The 24,614-nt window shown below is 46.7% G+C and carries 25 protein-coding genes; 3 read left to right on the top strand and 22 right to left on the bottom strand.

All coding sequences use genetic code 11. From position 1 onward, the window contains the following. From purF to purB, 8 genes are all read right to left on the bottom strand, one after another. Positions 1-1,512, bottom strand: a complete 1,512-nt coding sequence (gene purF, locus ABSY64_RS02310; protein ID WP_349641450.1) for an amidophosphoribosyltransferase — start codon at positions 1,510-1,512, stop codon at positions 1-3. Beyond that, entirely contained in the window at positions 1,509-3,734 is a 2,226-nt protein-coding gene (gene purL, locus ABSY64_RS02305) for a phosphoribosylformylglycinamidine synthase subunit PurL (protein ID WP_349641449.1), read from the bottom strand. Before purL ends, purF begins: the two co-directional genes overlap by 4 nt. 12 nt (positions 3,735-3,746) lie before the next feature. Continuing rightward, positions 3,747-4,409 carry a phosphoribosylformylglycinamidine synthase subunit PurQ gene (gene purQ / locus ABSY64_RS02300; protein ID WP_349641448.1) on the bottom strand — a complete coding sequence of 221 codons (663 nt, stop codon included), beginning with the start codon at positions 4,407-4,409 and terminating at the stop codon, positions 3,747-3,749. Next, positions 4,406-4,669 (bottom strand): phosphoribosylformylglycinamidine synthase subunit PurS, encoded by a 264-nt coding sequence (gene purS, locus ABSY64_RS02295; protein ID WP_349641447.1) that lies wholly within the window; start codon positions 4,667-4,669, stop codon positions 4,406-4,408. Before purS ends, purQ begins: the two co-directional genes overlap by 4 nt. 9 nt (positions 4,670-4,678) lie before the next feature. Continuing rightward, positions 4,679-5,425, bottom strand: coding sequence for a phosphoribosylaminoimidazolesuccinocarboxamide synthase (purC, locus tag ABSY64_RS02290; RefSeq protein ID WP_349641446.1), 747 nt, complete (start codon positions 5,423-5,425; stop codon positions 4,679-4,681). 3 nt (positions 5,426-5,428) lie between these two features. Further along, entirely contained in the window at positions 5,429-6,544 is a 1,116-nt protein-coding gene (purK, locus tag ABSY64_RS02285) for a 5-(carboxyamino)imidazole ribonucleotide synthase (protein WP_349641445.1), read from the bottom strand. Further along, positions 6,531-7,028 (bottom strand): 5-(carboxyamino)imidazole ribonucleotide mutase, encoded by a 498-nt coding sequence (gene purE / locus ABSY64_RS02280; protein ID WP_349641444.1) that lies wholly within the window; start codon positions 7,026-7,028, stop codon positions 6,531-6,533. The genes purK and purE overlap by 14 nt, the downstream gene beginning before the upstream one ends. Before the next feature lie 236 nt (positions 7,029-7,264). Further along, positions 7,265-8,560, bottom strand: coding sequence for an adenylosuccinate lyase (gene purB / locus ABSY64_RS02275; protein WP_349641443.1), 1,296 nt, complete (start codon positions 8,558-8,560; stop codon positions 7,265-7,267). Between the two features lie 218 nt (positions 8,561-8,778). Here purB and ABSY64_RS02270 point away from each other — a divergent pair, with 218 nt between their 5' ends. After that, entirely contained in the window at positions 8,779-10,059 is a 1,281-nt protein-coding gene (locus ABSY64_RS02270; RefSeq protein ID WP_349641442.1) for an adenylosuccinate synthase, read from the top strand. A gap of 25 nt (positions 10,060-10,084) precedes the next feature. Here ABSY64_RS02270 and ABSY64_RS02265 read toward each other — a convergent pair whose 3' ends face one another. From ABSY64_RS02265 to ABSY64_RS02250, 4 genes are all read right to left on the bottom strand, one after another. Further along, complete coding sequence (locus ABSY64_RS02265; RefSeq protein WP_349641441.1) at positions 10,085-11,233, bottom strand: acetyl-CoA C-acyltransferase; 1,149 nt, start codon at positions 11,231-11,233, stop codon at positions 10,085-10,087. Then, complete coding sequence (locus tag ABSY64_RS02260) at positions 11,223-12,428, bottom strand: AMP-binding protein (RefSeq protein WP_349641440.1); 1,206 nt, start codon at positions 12,426-12,428, stop codon at positions 11,223-11,225. Before ABSY64_RS02260 ends, ABSY64_RS02265 begins: the two co-directional genes overlap by 11 nt. A gap of 109 nt (positions 12,429-12,537) precedes the next feature. After that, positions 12,538-13,530: a YeiH family protein gene (locus ABSY64_RS02255; protein ID WP_349641439.1), complete on the bottom strand. Its 993-nt coding sequence runs from the start codon at positions 13,528-13,530 to the stop codon at positions 12,538-12,540. 96 nt (positions 13,531-13,626) lie between these two features. Next, entirely contained in the window at positions 13,627-14,208 is a 582-nt protein-coding gene (locus tag ABSY64_RS02250) for a TetR/AcrR family transcriptional regulator (RefSeq protein WP_349641438.1), read from the bottom strand. Between the two features lie 190 nt (positions 14,209-14,398). Between ABSY64_RS02250 and ABSY64_RS02245 the strand changes: the two genes are divergently transcribed. Then, a complete protein-coding gene (locus tag ABSY64_RS02245; protein ID WP_349641437.1) occupies positions 14,399-15,088 on the top strand; it encodes a YjjG family noncanonical pyrimidine nucleotidase in 690 nt (229 codons plus the stop codon). 23 nt (positions 15,089-15,111) lie between these two features. Here ABSY64_RS02245 and ABSY64_RS02240 read toward each other — a convergent pair whose 3' ends face one another. Together ABSY64_RS02240 and ABSY64_RS02235 are read right to left on the bottom strand one after the other, a co-directional pair. Next, the gene (locus ABSY64_RS02240; RefSeq protein WP_349641436.1) at positions 15,112-15,768 is read right to left on the bottom strand and encodes an SDR family oxidoreductase; all 657 of its coding nucleotides are present in this window, start codon (positions 15,766-15,768) and stop codon (positions 15,112-15,114) included. 9 nt (positions 15,769-15,777) lie between these two features. Beyond that, the gene (locus tag ABSY64_RS02235; RefSeq protein ID WP_349641435.1) at positions 15,778-16,434 is read right to left on the bottom strand and encodes a nitroreductase family protein; all 657 of its coding nucleotides are present in this window, start codon (positions 16,432-16,434) and stop codon (positions 15,778-15,780) included. A gap of 178 nt (positions 16,435-16,612) precedes the next feature. Here ABSY64_RS02235 and ABSY64_RS02230 point away from each other — a divergent pair, with 178 nt between their 5' ends. Beyond that, positions 16,613-16,828, top strand: a complete 216-nt coding sequence (locus tag ABSY64_RS02230) for a hypothetical protein (RefSeq protein ID WP_349641434.1) — start codon at positions 16,613-16,615, stop codon at positions 16,826-16,828. Positions 16,829-16,856: 28 nt separating this feature from the next. Here ABSY64_RS02230 and ABSY64_RS02225 read toward each other — a convergent pair whose 3' ends face one another. The 8 genes from ABSY64_RS02225 to trpB form a co-directional block, all read right to left on the bottom strand. Next, positions 16,857-18,230 (bottom strand): AbiH family protein, encoded by a 1,374-nt coding sequence (locus tag ABSY64_RS02225; protein WP_349641433.1) that lies wholly within the window; start codon positions 18,228-18,230, stop codon positions 16,857-16,859. Positions 18,231-18,299: 69 nt separating this feature from the next. Further along, positions 18,300-18,875 carry an anthranilate synthase component II gene (locus tag ABSY64_RS02220; RefSeq protein ID WP_349641432.1) on the bottom strand — a complete coding sequence of 192 codons (576 nt, stop codon included), beginning with the start codon at positions 18,873-18,875 and terminating at the stop codon, positions 18,300-18,302. Further along, complete coding sequence (gene trpE / locus ABSY64_RS02215; RefSeq protein WP_349641431.1) at positions 18,872-20,239, bottom strand: anthranilate synthase component I; 1,368 nt, start codon at positions 20,237-20,239, stop codon at positions 18,872-18,874. Before trpE ends, ABSY64_RS02220 begins: the two co-directional genes overlap by 4 nt. Further along, positions 20,232-21,002, bottom strand: a complete 771-nt coding sequence (trpA, locus tag ABSY64_RS02210) for a tryptophan synthase subunit alpha (protein ID WP_349641430.1) — start codon at positions 21,000-21,002, stop codon at positions 20,232-20,234. Before trpA ends, trpE begins: the two co-directional genes overlap by 8 nt. Then, positions 20,999-21,574 carry a phosphoribosylanthranilate isomerase gene (locus tag ABSY64_RS02205; RefSeq protein WP_349641429.1) on the bottom strand — a complete coding sequence of 192 codons (576 nt, stop codon included), beginning with the start codon at positions 21,572-21,574 and terminating at the stop codon, positions 20,999-21,001. Before ABSY64_RS02205 ends, trpA begins: the two co-directional genes overlap by 4 nt. Continuing rightward, on the bottom strand, positions 21,571-22,371 hold the full coding sequence (trpC, locus tag ABSY64_RS02200) for an indole-3-glycerol phosphate synthase TrpC (protein ID WP_349641428.1): 801 nt from the start codon (positions 22,369-22,371) through the stop codon (positions 21,571-21,573). Before trpC ends, ABSY64_RS02205 begins: the two co-directional genes overlap by 4 nt. Next, positions 22,368-23,393 (bottom strand): anthranilate phosphoribosyltransferase, encoded by a 1,026-nt coding sequence (trpD, locus tag ABSY64_RS02195; protein WP_349641427.1) that lies wholly within the window; start codon positions 23,391-23,393, stop codon positions 22,368-22,370. The genes trpC and trpD overlap by 4 nt, the downstream gene beginning before the upstream one ends. Then, positions 23,386-24,579, bottom strand: coding sequence for a tryptophan synthase subunit beta (trpB, locus tag ABSY64_RS02190; protein ID WP_349641426.1), 1,194 nt, complete (start codon positions 24,577-24,579; stop codon positions 23,386-23,388). Before trpB ends, trpD begins: the two co-directional genes overlap by 8 nt. Positions 24,580-24,614 lie beyond the last annotated feature (35 nt).

Genomic DNA, 24,614 nt, shown 5'->3' with positions numbered 1-24,614 from the left:
TCAATCAACGTTTCTTGGCCAAGAGCTTAAGGGACCGCTTGGCTCAGGGCTAAAAGTAACTAGTCCCTTTTTAAAATCTTCGTCAAGTTCGGGTTCATAATCGTAGATAGGACTCGGATAGTGACCATCGAAATAGGCCGTGGTTAAGCCACTTTGGCCGTTTTCCAAACCTAGGTTAATGCTTTTTTGCAGTCCAGCATTGCTAAGAAACTCAAGAGAGTCGGCTTCGATGATTTGACGGATTTCTTCTAGGCTGTGATTGGCTCCGATTAATTCGGCCCGGGTTTGGACATCAATGCCATAAAAGGCTGGAAATTTGAAAACTGGCGAGGCAATCCGGACGTGGACTTCACGGGCGCCGGCTTTCTTGAGCATGCGGACGATAAACTTGGCGGTTGTACCACGGACCAGGGAATCATCAACGAGGATGACGCTGCGGCCTTTAACTACCGATGACACGGCGGAAAGCTTCATTTTGACCGCTCGTTCGCGTTTGTCCTGGTTAGGCTCGATGAAGGAGCGCGCCACGTATTGATTTTTAACCAGACCCATTTCGTTGGGGAGGCCGGCTGCTTCGGCGTAACCCGAAGCGGCAGAAAGCGAAGAATTTGGCACGCCGACAACAATGTCAGCATTTTGGTGGTGATCTTCGGCGGCTAAATTAGCCCCTAATTTTTTGCGAATTTGGTGCACGTTTTGTCCATAAATGACGGAGTCGGGCCGTGCAAAGTAGATGTATTCCATCACGTCTAAGTTCAGCGTCGTTTTGTCGGTAAAGTGGTCACGGTGAAGCCCTTCGTCATCAATGCGAAGTAGTTCGCCAGGGCGAACATCCTCAATTAGCTTGGCACCAACGACGTTTAAGGCTGCACTTTCCGAAGTCACAACGTAAGAACCGTTTGGCATTTGACCAATGACGAAAGGACGAAAAGCGTGCGGATCCAACATGGCATAAATGGCAGTTGGTGTCATCAGAAGGAAGGCGAAACCACCGCGAATCTGGTTTAAGGCTTCCTTGATTTTATCCTCGAAGGCTTCCGCTTTTGAGCGGCGAATCAGGTGTAAAAGAATTTCTGAATCAGAGGAAGACTGGAAAATAGCCCCTTGGTCTTCCAGTTCTTTTTTCAGCGTTTTAGCATTGGTTAAATTACCGTTGTGGGCCAAGGCCAGCTGCATGTCACTGAAGTTGGCCATTAAAGGCTGAATGTTTTCGATTCCGTGGGAACCGGCCGTGGCATAACGAACGTGTCCAATGGCAGCCTGCCCTTTAAGGTTCATTAACCGTTGGGGATTATGAAAAACTTCGGCAACTATGCCAAGGCCACGTTCCTGCCAGAGGCGACCTGCATTATTGGCAACGATGCCGGCCCCCTCTTGGCCACGGTGTTGAAGTGCATGTAGGCCGTAGTAGGTTAAGGAAGCGGCATCATCGCGTCCCCAAACACCAAAAATTCCACACTCTTCGTTTAGACTTTTGTCCTTTTCAAAAGCTGGCATGATTGCTTTGCTCATTTTCTTTCTCCCTGCTGCCAATTTCCGTTGTAGGCTTGGCTCATTTTAAAGAGGCTGAGGCGAATCTTGCTGTCCTTTGTGTTTAGGAAAACTTCTTCGCCGTTGATGACGTTCCCGATGTCTTGGGCATAAATGCGATTTTCCTGGGCTAACTTTTCGAAAGCGGCTTGTTGTTCCGGGTGGATGGAAATCAAATAACGATTAGCAGTCTCTGAAAAGAGCAGGGCATCGCTGAGGGGGATGTTGAAGTGTCCGCCGAAGTGGTTCAAAAGAAGGGCTTCACTTAGGGCAGCTGCCAGGCCGCCCTCGCTCAAGTCATGGGCCGAGCTGATCAATCCGGCGCGGATAGCTGCGTGGAGGAAATTCCGATTAGCGGCCTCTTCTTCCTGATTGAAGTCAAAAAGTTGTCCGCCAATGGCACCCTTTTGCATGACTTGAATTTCGGAACCGTTGAAGGAATCTTCGGTTTTGCCGATGAGGTAAACCAAGTCGCCGGCCTTTTGGAAGGCAGCCGGTGTAATCCAACGGTTATCCTCGATTAGACCAACCATGCCAACCAATGGAGTGGGCTTAATGGCCGTGTGATCGGTTTCGTTATAGAGGGAGACGTTTCCGGAAACGACCGGCGTGTTAAGACGCTTAGCCATTTCAGTCAACCCTTCCACACTTTGGTGTAGCTCATAATTGATTTCAGGATTATCGGGCGAGCCAAAGTTCAAACAGTCCGTCATGCCGATTGGTTTTGCTCCAGTGACAACAAGATTTCGCGCCGCCTCAGCAACTGCTAACTCTGCTCCGCGTTTGGGATTGAGGTAAACGAAACGGCTATTGACGTCGGTTGTCATGGCCAATGCTTTTTTACTACCTCGAATCCGGACGACCCCGGCATCACTGCCGGGTTTGATGACCGTGTCAGCGCGAACTTGACTGTCAAAGTGGCGAAAAAGGGCTCGTTTTGACGCAATGGTGGGCTGCTTTAACATCGCGAGAAAGGTTTCTTTTAAATCCTTAATTTGAGGCTGGAATTGCTCGGCGCTGGCCTCGGAAATCCGTTCTGGTTGTTTTTGTTCCAATTTAGGTTCGGGAGCGTGCGTCAAGAATTCAATATCGACGTTAGTGACTTCTTTGCCGTCAAAATCCAAGCGGTAGCGCCCGTCGTTGGTCACCTTGCCAATCACAACGGCTTCCAAGCCAGCTTGCTTGAAGAGTTCGATAATTGGAACTTCTTCACCGGCCTTAATCACTAATAACATGCGCTCTTGGGACTCCGAAAGCATTAGCTCGTAAGGCGTTAAGCTCGCTTCGCGTTTGGGAACTAAATCTAAATTGAGGTAAATGCCGCTGCCGGCCTTGTCCCCCATTTCAGCGCTGGACGAGAGAATGCCAGCCGCGCCCATGTCCTGGATGCCGACGATACTAGATCCATAGTTTTTAACGGCCTTGATAGTGGCATCCATGACGAGTTTTTCAAGAAAGGGATCGCCAACTTGAACGGCTGAACGGTCGGATTCCTTTTCCGAAGAAAATTCACTGGAGGCAAAACTGGCGCCGTTAACACCGTCGCGACCGGTTGTTGCCCCAACATAAAGGATCAAGTTCCCCTCGCCCTGAGCTTGTCCGACCTGCATGAGCTTTTGGTCCAATAAGCCGACCGCCATAACGTTGACCAGTGGATTAGCATTGTAGGAAGCATCAAAATTGACGGAGCCCCCTAGAGTAGGAATTCCAATGGCATTACCATATCCAGCGATCCCAGCCACAACGCCGTCCATGATTTGTCGAGTTTTGGGCAAGTTAGGATTACCGAAGCTGAGGGCATCCAGGGTTGCAATCGGTTGAGCCCCCATGGAAAAAATATCGCGGAGGATGCCACCCACGCCAGTCGCAGCTCCTTCATAGGGTTCGACGTAGGACGGATGGTTGTGGCTCTCAGCCTTAAAGGCGACGGCTTGATTATCACCGATATCCAAGATACCCGCCCCCTCGCCGGGCCCTTGCAAAACACGTTCGTTTTTCGACCAGAACTTGCGTAAGGCTGACTTGGATTTTTTGTATGAGCAGTGCTCAGACCACATGCCAGAAAAGATCCCGGTTTCCGTATAATTGGGCAAGCGGTCCATTTTTTCACAGATTAAGCGATATTCCTCATCGGTCAAGCCCCACTGCTGGTAGAGGTTTTGAGCTTTGATTTCTTGCGGGCTTGCTTCTTGTGACTGTTGCATGCTTTTCTCCCCTCAGACTGTGAGCTGCTTCAGTAAACTTTCAAAAAACGGGCGGCCATCTAGATTGCCAGTTAGTGCCTCGGTGGCCCGTTCTGGATGGGGCATCATGCCCAAGACATTCCCGGCCCGATTGCATATTCCGGCGATGCGGTGATCAGAGCCGTTGACATTGCCCTGATAGCGGAAAAGAATTTGCTGGTTGGCCTCTAATTCCGCTAAACCAGCATCATCAATCGTGTAGTTGCCTTCGCCATGGGCAATCGGAATCTTGATACTCTGCCCTTGAGCATAGGCATTCGTGAAGGGCGTGTCGTAGTCTTCAATCGTTAATTCCACTTCATCGCAGATAAAATCGGGTTGCTCGTTGACCATTAGCTGTCCAGGTAAGAGCCCGGCCTCCGTTAAAATCTGAAAACCATTGCAGATGCCGACAACGATTTTGCCTGCTGCGACTTCCTGCTTAACAGCGGCCATTGCTGGTGAGAACTTGGCAACAGCGCCGGACCGAAGGTAATCGCCATAGGAAAAGCCCCCAGGTAGGAAAATGGCATCGTAGGCCGATAAATCCGTAACGTCGGCAGAAAGCAAATCAACCTCGGCCCCAACATTTTCAAGAGCATGGTAGATATCAAAATCACAGTTTGAACCAGGAAAAGTAATCACAGCAGCCTTCATTGTGCGTCACCCTCCACTTGCTGAATGTCATAGGTAAAGGTTTCGGTATTGTGGTTGATAAGGACCGTCTCGGCGATCTTTTCAACGGTTTGGCTAACGGCTTCTTCGCTTTCGCCGTCCAAATGAATTTGGAAGTACTTGCCTTGGTTTACTTTTTCAATGCCGTCAAAATGCAAGCGTTCCAAGGCTGACTTAATCACGAGCCCCTGGGGGTCAACAATAGAAGGCTTATAGGTCACATAAATCTTTGCTAAGTACATATCCAACTCCTAGAATAATTTTTCTAAACGGTTCAAAATTTCACGATAGCCAGCGCGCAAATCACCTTTATGCTGACGGAAAACGTCCTTGTCCAGTGATTGACCACTGGTATGGTCAACGAGGCGCATGTTGTCCGGCGATAGTTCGTCGGCCAAAATCAGTTTCCCATCCCGACTACGGCGACCAAATTCAAGTTTAAAGTCAACTAAAGTGATTCCAATCTCGTCAAAAACTGCTTTTAAACAGTCGTTCACTTGGTCAGCCATTTGATAGAGCGTTTCGAGTTCTTCTTGGCTAGCAATCTTAAGAGAAATGGCTTGTGAGTCGTTCATGAAGGGGTCGTCAAGTGGATCAGATTTGTAGTAAATCTCTCGGATTGGCGGTGTCAGGACTTCGCCTCCCTTCAAACCAAAACGGCTGACGAGGTGACCGGCGGCAACGTTGCGGGTCACCACCTCAAGTGGAATAATTTCGACGCGTTCTACCAGCTGGTCCCTGGGAGAAACCGTTTTGAGCAAGTGATGCGTGATGCCCGCTTGGTCTAGGGCCTGAAAAAGCAGACGGGTAATTTGGGCGTTTAGTTCGCCCTTCCCCGCGTATTCTTCCTTAACTTTGCCATTGAGGGCCGTGGCTGAATCCAAGTAGTGCAGCCAGTAAATATCTGGGTTACTAGTGGAAAACAACTGCTTAGCCTTACCCGTGTAAAGCAGGTCCTCTTGTTGAATTTCTTCATCCTTGTATGTGCTGCTTGGCATCCTTTATTCCTCCAAAGTTCGACTAAATTCTGTAAGTGTCTCAACGGCTTGAGCGCCTACTGCCGTGATGTGGCCCATCTTGCGGTGTAAGCGCATTTCGCTTTTACCGTAATCGTGGAAGTACCAATCCGGATGCTGCTGCCAGGCCTTTTTTCCGCTTAGTAATTCATCACCTAAAAGATTGACCATGCGCGCGGTATCGAACAGCTTAATCTCCGGTAAAGCTTGTCCCATGATGGATAAAATGTGACCGGCAAACTGGGAAAGATTACAGGCTTCAATCGTGTAGTGACCGGAATTATGGGGTCGCGGCGCAATTTCATTGACCCAAATTTGTTTGCTGTTGGCATCGTAGAAAAATTCAATTCCCAACACGCCGGCTACGCCAAAAGCCTTGCAAATTTTGATGGCAATGGCTTGAATTTTTTCTTGGATTTTGGCTGGCACCCTTGCCGGCACGATGCTGTCTTTTAAAATATGGTGCTCATGAATATTTTCAGCCACGGGCCAGGTGTGAATTGCACCGTCTCCCCCTCGCGCGACCATGACGGAAAGTTCGTGGGTGAAGTTAATCCGCTTTTCGTAAATCATTTCCCGATTGGGCCAGTTTTTTTCGAGCTTTTCAATATCTTCTTCGTAGTTAAGATCATATTGGCCGTGACCGTCGTAACCACTGGTCGTGGTTTTTAAAATTCCGGGCAAGCCTAATGCTTTTACCACTGCTTTGAGTTCCTGTACTGAGTTCATCGCGCGAAATTCAGTTACTGGTGCTATTTCGGCGATGAAACTCTTTTCGAAAAGTCGGTTGGAGGTAATCCGAAGTAAGTCGATGCCTTGTGGAATTTTTTTGGAATCTAACTGAGTGAGCGCTTCCTGATTAACGTTTTCAAATTCGTAGGTGATGTAGTCGACCTGCTGGGCTAATTGCTGTAAGGCCAATCGATCGTCGTAAGCAGCGATGATTTGCTTGTCGGCAACCTGGCCGGCGGGACAATTAGGTGTTGGGTCCAGGACGGTAACCTCACAACCGATTTCTTTGGCTGAGAAAGTCATCATCTGTCCTAACTGTCCGCCACCGATGATGCCAACCCGGCTAAAAGGTCGCTTAGATGTCTGCATCGATTTCCTCCTGACTGGCAATCGCCGCTTCGCTGGCCTGCTTTCGGTACCCTTCTAATGCTTGTAAAATAATTGGGTCACGGTCACTAAGGATTGAAGCGGCATAGAGTGCGGCGTTTTTAGCACCGGCTTTGCCAATGGCCATGGTGGCGACCGGGATACCAGCCGGCATCTGAACGATGCTCAGTAAGGAATCCATGCCCTGTAAGTGCTTGGACGGCACCGGCACGCCGATAACCGGCAGAGCAGTATTGGCCGCTAACATACCAGGCAAGTGAGCGGCGCCCCCTGCCCCAGCGATAATGACTGCGTAGCCCTTTTGGCGGGCCTGCTTGGCAAAACTACTGAGTTCGTCGGGCATACGGTGGGCTGAAATGATCTTCGCCTCCACGCTGATTCCCAGCTCCTTAAGCAAGTTGACACTTTCCTGCATCAAAGGCCAATCACTTTTAGACCCCATCACTACGGCAACTTTCGTTTCCATCGTTCCTCCATGAAATGTTCGTGTTTTCTTAATTTGAAAAGTTCTTGGCACTAACAATGTTCGTTTATATTGCTAGGATAACAAAAAAATAAAAATAATGTATGGTTATTATTAACAATTCCCTTATTTTTTGATGATAATGTTCTTAAATTAACCCTTTTATGCCGTTACCGAACAATAATCGTTCGAATTTTATACAAAAAAAGAGCAACCGAAGTTGCTCTTTTCTTTTGGATTTATGCTAAGCCAAGTCGCTTAAAAATTTCGTCGACTTGCTGGAGATGGAAATGATAGTCAAAGGCATCGGCAATCTCAGCTGGAGATAATTTAGCCGTGATGGTTGGATCTTCCTCGACTAGCTTGCGAAATGACAGTCCTTCGTCCCAGGACTTGGCCGTCAAGGGCTGTACGGTATCGTAGGCCGCTTCACGGGCCATCCCAGCATCAATAAGCTTCAACAAAACACGCTGGCTGTAAATCAAGCCATGGGTCAGATTCATGTTTGCCTTCATTCGTTCAGGGAAAACCGTCAAGCGGTCGATAATGCGGCCAAAGCGGTTCAGCATGTAATCAAGCAACATGGTCGAATCGGGCAAAATAATCCTTTCCGCCGAAGAATGGGAAATGTCACGTTCGTGCCAAAGCGGAATGTTTTCGTAGGCCGTGACCATGTGACCACGCAAAACACGGGAAAGACCACAAATGTTTTCGGAGCCAATGGGATTGCGCTTGTGTGGCATGGCAGACGAGCCCTTTTGGCCCGGCTCGAAACGTTCTTCGACTTCATGAATTTCCGAACGTTGCAAAGAACGGATTTCAATGGCAAAGGATTCCATGCTGCTGGCAATTAAAGCAATGGTGGCCATGTATTCAGCATGCAAATCACGTGGTAAGACCTGGGAAGAAATGTCCTGTGCGCGCAAACCTAATTGCTGACAAACGTCCTCTTCGATTTGAGGTGGAATGTTGGCGAAGGTACCCACTGCACCTGAAATTTTACCGGCTTCCACTCCACGGGCTGCACGGGCGAAACGTTCCTTATTGCGCTTCATTTCTGCATAAAAACGAGCGAGCTTGAGCCCGAAAGTCGTTGGTTCGGCCTGCACACCGTGGGTGCGGCCAATCATCACCGTATCCTTATACTTCTTGGCCTGTGTCGCCAGAATTTCAATAAAGTTTTCGAGATCTTTTTCAAGGATGGCATTGGCTTGCTTGAGGCGGACACCGTAAGCCGTGTCAACAACATCCGTGCTCGTGATGCCGAAGTGCACCCACTTCTTTTCCGGACCCAGTGACTTGGAAACGTTACGAGTAAAGGCCACGATGTCGTGATGGGTCTTGGCTTCAATTTCAGCGATTCCCTCGACGTCAAACTTCGCGTTTTTACGAATTTTTTCAACGTCTTCGGCAGGAATATGGCCTAACTTCGACCAGGCGGCGTCGATGGCAATCTCGACATCCAACCAAGTTTGGTACTGGTTTTCCAAGGACCAAATTTGGCGCATTTCCGGACGGCTATAACGATCAAGCATTTCAATCTCCTTTTAGTTGCGAACTATAGTGACAGTATAACAAAAAATACATTTATTCCGAACAATAATCTTATTCATTTGTTTATATTTCTTTTTATTACCCTATAAATAGACGAAAATACGAACAATAAATAAAAATAATTTGTACTTAGCGATAAAAACCTGTATGATTACTTGTGGTCGGCTGAGGCCGATAATATTTTTGAGGAGTTCAACATATGCCAGCAACAGTTATTGTCGGAAGTCAATGGGGTGACGAAGGTAAAGGTAAGATTACCGACTTTCTCAGCCAAAAGGCCGACTACGTCGTCCGCTATTCAGGTGGCGACAATGCCGGTCATACATTGATGCTGGGAGATGAAAAAATTCACCTCCAGTTGATTCCATCTGGAATTCTGTTAGCCCAGGTGACGAACGTGATTGGAAACGGGGTCGTTTTGAACCCGGAAACTTTGTTTAAGGAAATTGCTTACTTAAATGAACATGGCGTCAAGGCCGATAATTTGAAAATTTCGGACCGCGCCCAAGTCATCATGCCCTATCACCGCCTATTGGACCGTCTTCAAGAAGAAAAGAAGGCCCACAAACTGGGCACTACTCAAAAGGGAATCGGCCCAGCCTACATGGATAAGGTGGAACGAATCGGCATTCGGGTTTGCGATTTGATTGATCCGGAAGCCTTGAAAGAACGTTTGCAAACAACACTTGCCTTAAAAAACGAATTGTTAACCAAATTATACGGTGCTGAACCATTTGATTTCGATACTCTCTACGAAGAATACCGTGAATTTGGCCAGCGTATGAAGCCCATGGTAACGGATACTTCTTACTTAATTAACAAAGCCTTGGATGACAACAAGAAGGTCCTCTTCGAAGGTGCCCAAGGGAGCATGTTGGATGTTGACCAGGGAACCTATCCCTTCGTGACCTCTTCCAATCCCATCGCGGGTGGTGCCACTGTTGGTGGCGGCGTAGGTCCAAAGCGGATCAACGAAGTCGTGGGGGTTGCCAAGGTTTATACCTCTCGCGTTGGTGAAGGGCCCTTCCCGACGGAATTGTTTGACGAGACGGGCAATCACATTCGCGAAGTTGCCCACGAATACGGCGTTGTCACCAAGCGTCCTCGCCGCATTGGCTGGCTGGATACGGTTGTTTTGCGCCACGCCGTTCGAATTTCGGGAATGACTCAGTTGTCCTTGAACTGTTTGGACGTTTTGACGGGCATTGAGACCATCAAAATCGCCACAGCCTATCGTTTGGATGGCCAAGTAATTGACCACTACCCTGCTAGCAATCGTGACCTCGCCCGCTGCGAACCGATATACGAAGAGTTGCCAGGCTGGCAAGAAGACATCAGCAAGGTGCAAAGCATTGATAAACTGCCGGAAAATGCCCGCAACTACTTGAATAAGGTTTCGGAATTGGTTGGCATCCCGCTTCACACCTTTGCGGTCGGCCCAGAACGTGAAGCAACTCATATTTTGACCAAGATTTGGTAATCATTAAATTAAAAAAGACAGACGCTTAGTCTGTCTTTTTATTTTGCCAATGACGGTTGGCGATTAGTAAGGAAATGCCCATGCCGCCAGCAACACACATAGTGGCGATGCCTAGTGCGGGCCGATCAATTCGATTTAAACGGTTAAGCAGGCGAGCGACCAGAATGCCACCCGTTGCCCCGTAGGGATGGCCAAAAGCCAATGCTCCACCAAATTGGTTGAGTTTGGCATCATCCAAATTAAAGTGCTCTTGGAAAAGGATGGCTTGAACAGCGAAGGCCTCGTTTAGTTCAATGCAGTCAATTTCATCAAGATTGAGTTCGTACTTTTTGAGGAGTTCTTCCGTCGATTGGATTGGTCCCAGTAGAAAGTCTTTGGGTAAAAGGCCCAGCGAGGACTGGCCCAGATAGTAACCGATGGCTGATTGAAAGTCTGTCTGGGTTGGCGACCCTAAAATCACGGACGAAGCACCGTCGTTAATTGGACAGGCATTTCCGGCCGTAATCGTGCCCTCTTTTTTAAAGGCTGGCTTTAACTTGCTAAGGGTTTCAAATGAGGAATTCGGGCGGACCGTTTCATCACGATTGATTCCTTTATAAGGAATCAATTCTTCAGCAATTTGTCCGGAAGCAATCGCTTGGCTGGCTTTTTGATGGCTCTTTAAAGCGTATTGATCCATTGCTTGACGGCTAATGCCATTAGTGAGTGCGGCGCGTTCCGCCAGGAGGCCCATGTCCAGGTCTTCAAAGCCATTTGGCGCCATGGGGAAGCGTTTCAAAGGCTGCTTATCCTGGTCGAGAACCAGGCGGGCTGTCGAAGTACTTTCGATGCCACCCGCAGCAAGGTAAGTAGCATCGCCGGCTTTAATGGCATTAGCAGCATTGATAATCGCCGCCAAGCCCGACCCACACTGACAATCGATGCTTTGGGCCGGAATGGAAACGGGAAAAGCGGCTGCGAGTCCAGCGCGACGAGCCAAATTACCACCCTGATTGGTGACGTTTCCTAGATAGAGCCCTTCAATTTTTTCTTGTCCAAGTTCGAGTTCTTGGAACTGTCCTCGAATTAATTCGGCATACAAATTTTCTGGACTTTCGTCAGCGAATTGCCCGTGAATTTTTCCGATTGGTAGGCGTTTGGCCGACAAAATGGCGACTGCGGAATCATATTTCATGGAGTTTCCCCTTTTGGGCGAGTTGGGCAAGGTAGTGCCGTGAGACTTTCTGATTAGCAGTGAGGGGTACTTCTTTGGCCGTATAAATTGTCTCTGGCCGCTTGTAAGCAGGAAGTTTCAATAAAACAGCTTGAATACGCTTCAGGTCAAGTGGTTGAATGCAAAATAACGCAATTTTTTGACCGTAAAGTTCGTCAGGCATGCCAAAAGCAATCGCTTCTTGACCAAGCGCTTGCAAGGGCTTTTCGATTTCGGCTGGCGAAACTTGATTGCCACCGTGATCAATCAAATCAGCCTTCCGGCCGAGCAAGATGAGCAGACCTTCCTTGTATTCCGCCAAATCATCCAGCTGCCATTCAACTGGTGCTTCAGTCTGGCCTAAATAACCCGGAAAAAGATAGGGACTGCGCACGGTCAGTGAATGGTCAGCAGTAACGTTGATTTGCACCTGAGGAAAGAGTTGACCGACGGATCCCGCCGGCTTACTTGTCTTAAGATTTTGCCAGGAGATAAAGCTACTTTCAGATGCGCCGTAAAATTCAAACAGTTCCGCTTCGGGATAGTATTCGATAATTCGCTTTAGTCCCGAAGCTGATAAAGAGCCACCTCCAAGGTAAATTTGATCCAAATCTAGCGGGCAGTCCGAGTGTTTTAAGAGATAGGTTGGAACAGCAAAAAGGGCTGTCTTCCCTGACCAATTGGGTGTCTTTTTATTCAAATGGACAAAGGGCTTGCCTAAAAACAAGGCTAAGAAAAGCGTGTGTAAGCCTAGCGAAGTGGCCAACGGTGAAGCCGTAGCAATCAAATCTGCTTCGTTAATGGGAAATACCGTTTGCATGGCTTGGTAGCCCGCTTCCCAAGAAGCCCAGTCACGCAGGTAGTGTTTCGCTTTGCCGGTCGAACCCGAAGTTTGGCCAATGAAAAGCGGCTCCTTAGGAAAATTCCACTCCTGTTTCTGGCAATCTAACTGTCCAAATATTGGATAATTGCCCGACTGGATAATCGCCAAAAGATAAATAATGAGCCCTTTATCTTCCTCAGCAAGAACGGAAATAAGCTCCTGCTTTTGCGGAAAGTCCCCCATTCTTTTTTGAACTGCGGTTTTTAACTGGCCATAGGTCAGCTTTTCCTTAGGCAGGACTAAGGCCAAGCTATCTTCACTGGCAAAATTCAACTGGTTTAAATCAAAGGACATGGTCTTTACTTTCGTTTTTCTTTTATTCTAAAAGCTATTCTGCTATTTGTAAACCAAAATAATTATTAATGGTTACTAATAGTAAAAATAAAAAACACCCGCAGGTGTTTTAGAAAAAGATATGGATTAAGCAGACTGCCAAGATTACCTGGCAGATACCGGTCAAAGCGCCATACAATAGGAACTTTACTCCGGACTTCTTAATGGTTTCCCACTTAAGGTTCAAACCAATTCCGGCCAAGTTAACCACCCCAAAGAAGGCGGTTAGTTCATGGCAGGAAGTGTTGATGAATTTTGGAAAGGACCAAAATGAATTGATAACGAGCAAGAAAACGAAGGCGATGATGTACCAAGGCAGCAACGACTTTTTGCTTTGTTGAAGAACTTCTTCACCCCCCTGACGACGGGCGCGGTAAGCGAAGAAAACAACCACAGCGGCCAGCATAATCACACGGAGCAACTTAAAGAGTGTGGCGTAAGTGACAACCGACTGGTTCATCAAGGCGGCGGTTCCGACTACCTGACCAACTGATTGAACCGTTCCACCGATTAATGCCCCGGCCAAGAAGTTATTAGAACCAAAAAGAAAGTGGCTCAATTCCGGCAAGGTGAAAAGCAAAAGCATACCTGTCAGTGAAACCGTAGCAACTGCCGTACGACGCTGATTATCATTAGCGCCAATTGCGGGTGTCACACCAGCAATCGCGGAAGACCCACAAACTGCATTTCCAGCGGACATCAGCATTCGACTCTTTAGGTCCACTTTAAAAATATACTTTCCAATCAAATCAACGACCAGAATGATTAGCGCCATGTTGAGGATAATGAAGACAATCCCCTGCCAACCCAATTTTCCGATAGTTGAAAAAGTTAGAGTCGCCCCTAACAAGGCAATTCCGATTTCAATCGGATATTTCTCGGCCCATTTCACTCCGGAAGCATACTTATCAGCGTTGAAAAAGGTATTTCCAAGGACAATTCCGCCGAGCATAGCAATACTTTCAGCACCAAATTGTGGCAGGAACTTTGCTAGACCCATCGCAATGATTGACCAGATTAGGGTTAGAATGAGCCCCAACCAATCTTTTGATTTAATTCGCATTCTTCTTCTCCTTTAATTGGCACCTTGATTATATCACTTTGAACCGGCCCAATAGAACTTTTTCCGCAATAAAAAAAGCCGAAAGGTAATCGGTCTTTATTTGTTGTCCTGATTTTTCTGAGAAGCACGCAGAAAGACTGAGTTCTTCAACTGCAGGTCGATTCCGGCGGAGATATCATGGGCCGTGAAGTTGGGCAAATCATCGCGTAACCAGGATTCAATCAAACCAACAATTCCAGAAATATAGAAGACAACTTCGACATAGTGGTCGACGCTGGTTTCGTCAAAGCCTTCCAACTCACAAATCTTCTTGATGAAGAACTTTTTAACATTGTTGATGTAGTAACTGTCGGTATCAGACTTGATAATGCCCTGGTAGATGTCCTTGTTTTCGAGGACCTTTTCGATAATCTGCTGACAAAGGCTTACGAAATCGAGATTGGGAATCCCCTGCGTGTAATCGGCATCTAAAACGCCTTCGATACTCGCCATTGCCTCTTGGGCGATGTGCTGGTATAAATCATTAACGTCCTTGTAGTGTAAGTAGAAAGTGCCACGACCAATTTCAGCCTGGCGCGTAATCTCCTGGACGGTAATTTTATCGAGGGGGCGTTCTTTCATCAAAGTAATAAAGGCACTTTGGATTGCCTGCCGTGTTTTGATTACTCGTTTGTCCATTTTTTAGCCCTCAACATTCTCATCTAACTGTAACCAATTATAGGCCGTTCTCGCCCGATTTTAAAGACTTTAACCTTATGAATTGTTTAAAATCTCTGCTTTAACTGTCCATTTTGAGCCAAAAATGAGAGTGGCGAAAAGAGATGTTATAATGTTTCTTAGTTTAAAAAGCAGGAAAGTGAGCCTAACGATGACCTACCAATATTTGATTTTTGATCTTGATGATACCCTTTTTGATTTTAAAGGTGGTGAAGATGCTGGCTTGAAGACTGCTTTGCAGGATTTTGGGCTTTCGGATGCGGAGCTGGACCAATTTCTTGTGACCTATGATCAAGTCAACCAAGGACTTTGGCGGGCCTTCGAAGATGGCGAAATTTCCCGTCACGATATTTTTAAGCGCCGTTTCCCGGATACCTTAGAGGAAATGAAGATGGACGCTGCCGATGGTAAGATGCTGGAAGAACGCTATTATGCGCAATTAGTGAAAAACTTCCGCTTGCTCCCCCACGCCAAGGAATTGCTTGATGCCTTGCAGGGCCAGCACACTTTAATTGCTGGTACCAATGGTCAAACGGATATGCAAAAGTCGCGCTTGGCCGGGACCGGTTTGGACCAGTACTTTGATCAGGTCTATATTTCGGATGAAATTGGTGTGGGCAAGCCGGATCCCGCCTTCTTTGAACATATCTTTGCGCAAAATCCCGACATGACGCGTGAAAATACCGTCATGATTGGTGATGGCGTCAATTCCGATATGCAGGGCGCTCAAAAAGCGGGCTTGGACCGGATTTGGTTTAACGATAAGCAGGCTAAACTGCCTGACAATATTTCGGTCACACAGGAAGTCAATCACTTACTCGACATCGAAAAGTATGTATAAAAAAAGCGCCTCAGGGCGCTTTTTTAATTGAAAATTTCTTGAATGGGTTCATCACCAGCAGTGATGGCATAGATTTTGCGGTATGCCGTCTTGGCATCCAAAGCCGTGGTAACGAAAGTTGCCACATCCTCACGGGAAATGGAACTAGCATCTTGGCCAAAGACGAAGTTGTTCTTAACCGTGCCCTTACCCGCTTCATCGGACAAAGTCGACGGACGCACAATGGTGTAATCCAAATCAGAATCCTTCAAGATACGATCAGCGTAGTGCTTCATCATGAAGTAAGTGTAAATTCCGGATCCTACCCAAACATCGCGGATATCTGCTCCAGCAGCGGAAACCATGAGGTATCGCTTGATGCCGGCTTCTTCAGCCGCATCCATCGTCTTAATGGCCCCATCCAAATCAATTTGGGTGGTCAACGCATCACTTGCACCACCAGCACCGGCTGAAAAGATAATGGCATCGAAATTGTTTTTCTTGAAAATCTTGACCATCTCTTCTTTCAGCATTTGCAAGTTAAAGAGAATTGGCGTGACATTCTTTTGTCCAGTAACGCCGCCAAACTGGTCTTCCGTGCGAAAGCCAGCGAAAACCTGCTTGCCCGCTTCACCGAGCTGTTGAACGATAATGCGCCCCACTTTTCCGTGAGCACCAATTACTAAGACTTTTTCAGACATAGGTCCTCCTTAATCTAAAATCTTCAAAATTTCATCTTCTTGCATGCGATGCGTGTGAATCTTGTTGAGTGAATCCGCGTCATCGACATAGCCAAGACCGATACCAAAAATTGGCAAACGGTCGGCCGGTAAATCCAAATTCTTGGCCAATGGTTCGGGATACTTGACGAATTCGAAGGCTGGCAAAGTACCCAGACCTGCGTTGGTTGCCGCCAAAATCAAAGTTTGAGCAAAGGAACCCAAATCAACCAAAGACCATTCCGAGTAGTCCTTCGGTAGCGTCAAGTAAACGACTGCTTGGGCGTTATACAAGTGGGAAGCTGCTTCGGCCAAAAGATTTGACCAGTCGATGCCGACCTGCATGATGTTGCCTTCAAACCAGGCATTCATGTTCTTTTGTGATTCCTGGTCCCACTTGCCAACGGAACGGTAAGGGATAATTGAATCCGTGTGAACCATTGGATCTTCGTTGAGTTCACCGTGTTGCTGACAGATTTTGTCGAGGGTCTTACCAGTTGCGATACGGACGCGAACTGGTTGGCTGTTCACCCATGATGGCGCCTGCTGAGCAGTTTCCACGATTTTATTCAAGACTTCATTGGAAATCTTCTGATCCGTGAAACCACGGCTTGAGCGCCGATCATAAACTACTTTTTCAAAATCCATTGGTAACCTCCAGCTGGTTGCGTTTTTATCTCTAAACTATTATCCAATTATGAACTTTTATTACAAAAATTACAAGGATGTAACACTTTGGTATAGTTTGATTTCATATATGTAACTTATCGTTTGATAATTCGTACTTTCTGCTAGAATAAGACCTATGGAAAATGAAGAAAAAGAAATGACTCCGATTGAGGAGCGTAACCAGATTTACCTGCATTCAGTCCCCTATTTTTATGTAGGCTTTTTGCTAATGCCCGTTCAAGTTTTTGCCTTTATGTTGAACAGGGCCATCCTGGGCTTTATTATTACAGCCGTCATCATGGCCCTCTTTTTGGTCTATGCCATTCTGTCCTACCACTGGACTTTTAGTGGTTATAAGAAAAAGAAAAAATAAAAACAGCCCAATTTGGGCTGTTTTTATTTTAGAGTTTAACTTCTTCGATTCGGATTCGCTGTTCAAATTCAAGTTTATCGATTAGGTTTACTCTTTCTTTTCTTGTTTCAAGAGTACTTTGATATTTACGCATAAGATGTTCAACTGCTTGGAAAATATCATTTTCAATCAATAGCCTTTTGGAATCGTTGTACACTGAATAATTAAAAATTATTGTGCAATCAGAATCGTAAAGATTAACTTCGTCGAAAAGGTAACGGAAATACGAAAAATCTGCATCGCCTAGCGAATGACCAAAGAAAATGATGGTCTTGATTTGATCATTGATTTTAAAATTACCGGTAGGTTTAATCCGAAATTTTCGTGAATTTTTCGTAAAAGGCAGTAATAAAGAACTATCAAATTGATATTTGCTATGATCGTTGTCATCATCGACGTATTCGTGGGAATCTATTCCAAATATAATATCGTGGTTTGATAAGCTTCCATGTATGTGTCGAACTTTTACTTTTCCTTCAATGCTTCCTAACTGAGTGTAATTGAAGTCCAAAACACCATGTAGTTTGTCAGGATTAACTAATTTTTTTAATGGCCAGTTAGCTAACTGGTAGCTCATATAGAATGGATTCTCACATTGATTAATTAAGAATGATTCGAATGAATTCTCTAATGAACGTAGTTCGTCTAGTAAAGCTTTAATATAAAATGGAAAAATTTTAATAAAATGATTTGCGATATCTACTCTAATTTTGTTTGCTTCAGAAGTTTTGGTATCTTTACCCTTTAAATTCAAAATACTTGGCATTATATACTGGACGAAATCACTTTGTAAATCATCGAATGAGTGTCCAAATGTTTGGTGTGAATCTCGAAAGCAAGAAAAGAAAATTAAGATGAACGTCTTCTCTTGTTCAGAACAACTTTTCAATTTTTCAAATAAACGTTTGTATTCTAATTGACTGATTTTATCAGTTTCCCCATTAAAATTTTCTTGAAGAGCTTGCATAATTTTGGGAGAAATATCCGAAAGGAATAATCCGGATTTACCATTCACTAAAACATCTTCTTCATCTGTAAGGGAGTTACATATTTGGTTTAATTTATCTAAATACCCAATGTAATCTTCATAAGATAAATTTACTAATCCATTATTTTTCTCCCCGATTAAAACATTTTCTATTGCAGTCTCGACATCACGCCAGTTTTCTGGCTTCTCACCCCATCTATCTTCAGTGGTACTCTTGTCCCGGGGAGCAGGAATAATTTCTTTCCAAATCGAAGGAAATTTTTTGAATTCCTCGCTTTTGTAAAAATCTGAATAGCTTGAGCCTAATCCTGCAGCCAAATCATATCCATTACCAATGACCAGCAAAGTGTCTTTTAATTCTTCATTATTATCCATAAACATAATTATACAATGTTTAAATAAATAATTTAGGATATAAAAAAACAGCCCAGTTGGGCTGTTTTTTTATGCCTGTTGTTGCTTACAAATCTCAATAAAGCGCTTAATCATGGCTTCTCCACTTGGTGTTCCAATGGATTCAGGATGGAACTGCAAGCCATAGATGGGCAAGTCCTTGTGCTCGATGGCCATGATTTCGTCGTCATCTTCGGACAAACCGGTGATTTTGAATCCTTCAGGAATCTGCGAACGGTCAATGATTAGTGAGTGGTAGCGCATGATGGGTAATTCTGAAACGCCACCAAAGAGCTGACCCCCTTGCGTCTTCATTTCGGAAACCTTCCCGTGGCGAATTTCATCGGCTCGGTCCACTCGGCCACCGAAGACTTCGCCAATCGCTTGGTGACCCAGGCAAATTCCCAGCATGGCCTTGTCATTTTGGTGTTCGCGAATCAAGTCTTCCATCTGACCCGCTTCTGAAGGTGCCCCAGGTCCTGGTGAAAAGATGATGCCATCCGCCTCCTTTGCGGCTTCAGCAAGCTTGGGATCGTCATTACGGAGTACTTCAACATCGGCATACTGGCCAACGATTTGGGCTAAATTATAGGTGAATGAATCGTAGTTATCAACGAGTAAAATCATGCTTTACCTCCCCCAACTGCTAGCAAGGCCCGGGCCTTGTTTTTCGTTTCCTGGTATTCGTTTTTGGCAATTGAGTCGTGGACGATGCCGGCACCGGCTTGGACGTAGCCCTTACCGTCCTTGACGACCATGGTACGAATGGCAATGGCAAAATCAAGCTGGTTGTCCTGGGACAAGTAACCGATGGCACCGGCGTAAACGCCACGTTTAACGGGTTCGAGTTCATACAATCGCTTAATGGCACGCACCTTGGGCGCTCCGGAAACTGTTCCGGCTGGTAAAGTAGCCTTCAAAGCTTCGATAGCGGCCGTACCGGGCTTAAGCTGACCCCGCACTTCAGAAACCAAATGCATAACGTAGCGATATTTTTCGATTTCCAGCAAACGGGTGACTTTAACGGACCCGTATTCAGCAATCCGACCGAGGTCGTTACGACCCAGGTCGACTAGCATGCGGTGTTCGGCCAATTCCTTTTCGTCGTGGGCCAATTCGTCCACCATTTCTTGGTCCTTAACGGGATCCAGGCTGCGTTTGCGAGTTCCAGCAATTGGGTTGGTCATGACTTCGTTTTCGCGGACGGCAACCAAACTTTCGGGTGAAGCGCCGATAATCTGGTAAGGGCCAAAGTCGAGGTAGTACATATAGGACGATGGATTTGTACGGCGTAATTCACGGTAAAAGTCGAATGGATTTTCCTCAAAGTCAAACGAGAAACGCTGGGATGGTACGATTTGGAACATATCCCCGGCATTGATCAAGTCCTGAGCTCGGTGAACCATGTCCTCGAATTGTTTCAAAGTTAAGTTGGATTTTGGTTCGATGGGACTAAGCTTTGGCGCCACGTGTTCAGCCGCAACTGGCTGGCTCAAAACTTTTTCAATCTTGGCGATAACGGCATCTAAATCGCTTCGGCCAGAGTAAACGTCGTCGGCGACGATGGTCACCTTTTGTTCGGCTTGGTCGAAAACCAAAAAAGTTTCGTATAGGAAAAGGTGCATGTCGGGCATGCCCAAATCGTCCTTGGGTTGTGGCCCAAAGTCTTCGTAAAGGGACAAAGTATCAAAGCCGACATAGCCAATTGCTCCACCTTGAAAGGGCAAGCCCGGAATGACTTTGTCCGTTTTGACGACTAGCTTTTGCAAGTCTAAGAGCGGGTCTTGGCTTTGATAGGCCTTGCCGTCCAACGTAACTTCGTGCCCCATTGCTTTGAAATCATGGACAGGGTCCAAGGCGATGATGGAGTAGCGTGACTTCTGGTCTTGGTTGCCCATCGACTCCAAAATAAAGCTTTGCTTGCTCTTTAAACGCAGATAGGCGGCGACTGGTGTAATCGTATCGGCGATAATGGTTTTACTTTTACGCATGGCTCCCCTCCTTCATGGCGTGAATGAAGTCCATCAAGTACTTTTCTGAATCATGTGGATGCTGGGCAATAATATCGACTAAGGCTGATCCGACAATGATGGAATTCGCTTCGTGGAACTGCTTGGCCTGTTCAGGCTTGGAAATTCCAAAACCAACGGCAACCGGAATATCGGAATGTTGGCGAATGGCTTTAATCAAGTCGTTGGCTTCGTTGGAAAGTTCGGCACGGGTTCCGGTGATTCCTAGTGAGGAAACGACGTAGACGAAACCTGAGGCGGACTTCAGGATTTCGGGCAGACGGCCTTTTGATTGGCTGGTGACGAGCTGAATCAAGTGACGGCCGTACTTTTGGCTAAGTGAATAGAATTCGTCCTGCTCTTCAAGGGGCAAGTCCGGCAGGATGATGCCTTGAATGTCGAGTTCCTTCATCTTGGCTAGGAAGGCTTCGTAACCGTACTTAAAGACGATGTTGGTGTAGGTCAAAATGACCAAAGGAATGTCACTTTGCTGGCGCAACTTGGCCACCATTTGAAAGAAGGCGGCGGTGTTCGCGCCGTTATTCAAGGCCCGTTGGTCAGCCGCTAAAATGGTTGGCCCGTCCGCGGATGGATCGGAAAAGGCGATGCCCAACTCGACCACGTCGGCCCCTGCTTTTTCCATAGCCAGGACTTGTTGGATGGTTTGGTCATAATCGGGATCACCGGCAACGGTAAAGCCGATGAAGTGGTCATGACCCTGTAAACTATTTGCTAAATCTTTCATATTTGACTCCTTGCGATTGAAACGAGGGTTTGCATTTGCTTGAGATTTTTAAGGCCATCGACTTCGCTACCAGATGAAATATCAACAACATCCGGCTGAACGGTTGCAATGGCTTCTTTTAAGTTCGTTGGCTTTAGGCCGCCGGCAAGAATGGTTGGCGTGCTGCTAGTCTTTATTTTTTTCCAGTCAAAGGTCTGCCCACTTCCCTTACCTGCATCGAGTAAACGATAATCTGCTCGGGTGGGTACTTGTTGGTCAACCTGCATGACCTGAATCACTTTCAGGCCATTTTTTTGTAGGTCGGCGACGAGCTCTTCGCTTTCCTGACCGTGCAACTGAACGTAATCAAGCAGGTCCCGGTAAGCTAAAATTTCGTCCAAATCGGCATTTACGAAAACGCCCACGAGCGCAATGGCTGGATTTAATGTGGCTCGCATTTGCCTTGCTAATTCTGCCGAAACCGAACGGCGATAACCTGGTGATAAAACAATCCCTGCAAAATCAGGCCGTACTTGATTGAGATAAGTAACGTCTTCGAGACGGAAGTTGCCACAGAGCTTAATTTTCGTCATTTTAAGCTCCTTTCAGCTCCTTTCAGCTCCTTGATGAGCGCGGCTTTATCCTTGGCCCGCATGAGACTTTCGCCTACCAAAACGGCGTTAACGCCGGCTTTTTCAAGTAGCGGAATGTCCTGACCATCCTTCAAGCCAGATTCGGCAATTAAAATGAGGTCGTTCGGTACGTGTTCCGCCAGATTCAAAGTGTTTTGGATGTTAACGGTAAAGTTCTTGAGATTACGGTTGTTAATGCCGATGATTTCAGCACCGGCTTTGATAGCGCGTTGCACTTCTTCTTCATCGTGAGCTTCCACAATGGCCACCAAACCCAACTTCTTTGCTAAGGCCAAGTATTCTGCTAATTGCTGGTCACTGAGAATGGCAACGATTAGGAGGATGGCGCTGGCACCGTAGTAACGAGCTTCGTAAATCATGTAAGGATCAATCGTGAAATCCTTGCGTAAAACGGGCCGGGTCGCCACGGCAACTACTTTTTTTAGGATTTCAAGGGAGCCCTTAAAGTAATCCTCTTCTGTCAAAACCGAAATCATGTCGACTTGGGCAGTACTGTATTCTTTAGCAATACCTTTGTAATCGAAATTCTCGGGCTGAACAATCTGACCTTTTGATGGCGAAGCCTGTTTAATTTCGGCAATGACCGACATGCCCTTTGCGCGTAAATTCTTTAACAAGTCGTCTGGATTTTTCTTAGGTAAGTCAGTTACCTTGTTCTTTAATTCTTCGAAGGGCAAAGTTGCTTGGCGAGTCGCCATGTTCTTCTTGGTTGCCGCAACCAAATCATCTAAAATCATTGGCTAACCTCCTGGCTGATTCGACGAACCTTGTTGAGTTGTTCTGCAGCGGCACCGGAATCCAAGATTTCTTGAGCGAGCTTAATTGCAGCGGCAACACTATCCGCCTTTTGGCCGAGATAGATGGCAAGAGCGGCATTCAAAACGACGATGTCGCGCTTAGGTCCAGTGATTTTACCAGTTAAAATATCGGCCGTAATCTGGGCGTTTTCTGCAGGGGTGCCACCAGCTAAGTCACTTAGCTGGCAGTAGCTGAAACCATAGTCTGCTGGATCAAAGATTGTTTCTTCAATCTGACCATCCTTTAGAACAGCTAGGTGGGACTTCCCCGTCAGGGAAACTTCGTCCAAACCATCGTCCCCGTTAACGAGGATTGCGCGTTCCATACCGAGTTCCTTTAGGACTTGGGCTAAGGGCTTCAGGAGATGACGGCTATAGACCCCCATCAACATTTGCTTGGGATGGGTTGGATTGGTCAAAGGACCCAAGACGTTGAAAACAGTGCGGATTCCCAGGTCCTTGCGTACCCCAGCAACGTACTTCATTGCCGGATGGTAGGTGCGAGCAAAAAGGAAGGTTTGGCCTGCCTTTTTGTACAGTTGCGTTGCTTCTTCAGGGCTCAAATCGATTTTGATGCCCAAGGCTTCTAGCGCATCGGCAGTACCCGACTTTGATGATGCCGCGCGATTACCATGCTTGGAAACCGGTAGGCCAGCGGCCGCTAAAATGAAACTGGCGGTCGTTGAAATATTGAAGGTGTTGGCCATGTCCCCGCCCGTTCCAACGATGTCAATCGCATTGGGTTCGGCAGGAATCTTCAAAGTATGGGCTAGCATGGCTTGAGCGGAACCGGTGATTTCGGGGATGGATTCATTTTTAACGGCCAAACCCATAAGGTAGGCCGAAATGGCAGGATCCTTAACTTGCCCCGACATAATGTCATTCATGACCTCTCGGGCCAAATCTTGGCTGAGGTCTTGTCGCAAGGACAAAGTTTTTAAAGCGGTTTGGATATTACTCATGGATATCAACTCCTTTGTAACGCGCGATGGCAGCCACGTCCTTGTCACCACGGCCGGAAAGTGTGACCATAATTTGTTGATCAGGTCGCATGGTTGGAGCAAGTTTCATGGCATAGGCCAAAGCGTGGGAAGATTCGATGGCGGCGATGATGCCTTCTTTTTTAGCAATGTATTCAAAAGCGGCAACGGCTTCATCATCAGTGGCTGGAACATATTCAGCACGGTGGATATCGCGCAAGTAAGCATGTTCAGGACCAATTCCCGGATAATCAAGTCCGGCAGAAATTGAGTAAACCGGATCAATCTGACCGTCCTTAGATTGCAAGAAAAGTGACTTCATTCCGTGGAAAATTCCAACGGAACCACCGGCCATGGTTGCGGCATTTTGGCTGGTGTGAATTCCCTTACCAGCGGCTTCAACACCAATCAAACGGACATCCTTGTCATCAACGAAGTTAGCGAAGGAACCAATGGCGTTCGAACCACCACCGACACAGGCCAACACGGCATCGGGCAAGCGGCCAGTTTGGTCGAGGAACTGTTGGCGCGCTTCCTGGCTAATAACCGATTGGAAGTACTTCACCATTTCTGGGAAAGGATAAGGACCAACCGCTGAGCCCAGCACGTAGAAAGTATCGTCAATCCGTTGGGTCCAGTTTTGGAAAGTGGCGTTAACCGCATCCTTTAGAACTTGCGTTCCGGTGGTAACGGCGTTGACCTTTGCTCCGAGTAGCTCCATGCGGTAAACGTTCAAGGCTTGGCGATCCGTATCTTCCTTCCCCATGAAAATTTCACATTCCATGCCGAAGAGTGCGGCGGCAGTGGCGGTCGCAACACCGTGCTGCCCTGCCCCAGTTTCAGCAATCAAACGGGTTTTACCCATTTTCTTAGCGATTAAGGCCTGGCCCAAAACGTTATTAATCTTGTGGGCACCAGTGTGATTTAAATCTTCTCGCTTCAAGTAAATTTGAGCGCCACCCAAATCATCGGACATGTTCTTGGCATGGTAGAGTCGTGAAGGACGATTGGCATAATCTGTAAAAAGCTTGTGGAGTTCAGCTTGGAATTCTGGGTCTTCTTTGTAATGATGGAAAGCTTCCGCAACTTCCGTGACAGCCGGCATCAAGAGTTCGGGGATGAATTGACCACCATATTCACCAAAGTAAGCTTCTTTGTTCTTTGTCATAATTATTCTCCAATTTCTCATTTTTACGACAAAAA

This window comes from Eupransor demetentiae (assembly GCF_963930865.1).
GTDB lineage: Bacteria > Bacillota > Bacilli > Lactobacillales > Lactobacillaceae > Eupransor > Eupransor demetentiae.
Note: the sequence above shows the minus strand (reverse complement) of the source record. Positions and strands in the feature narration are given on the sequence as shown.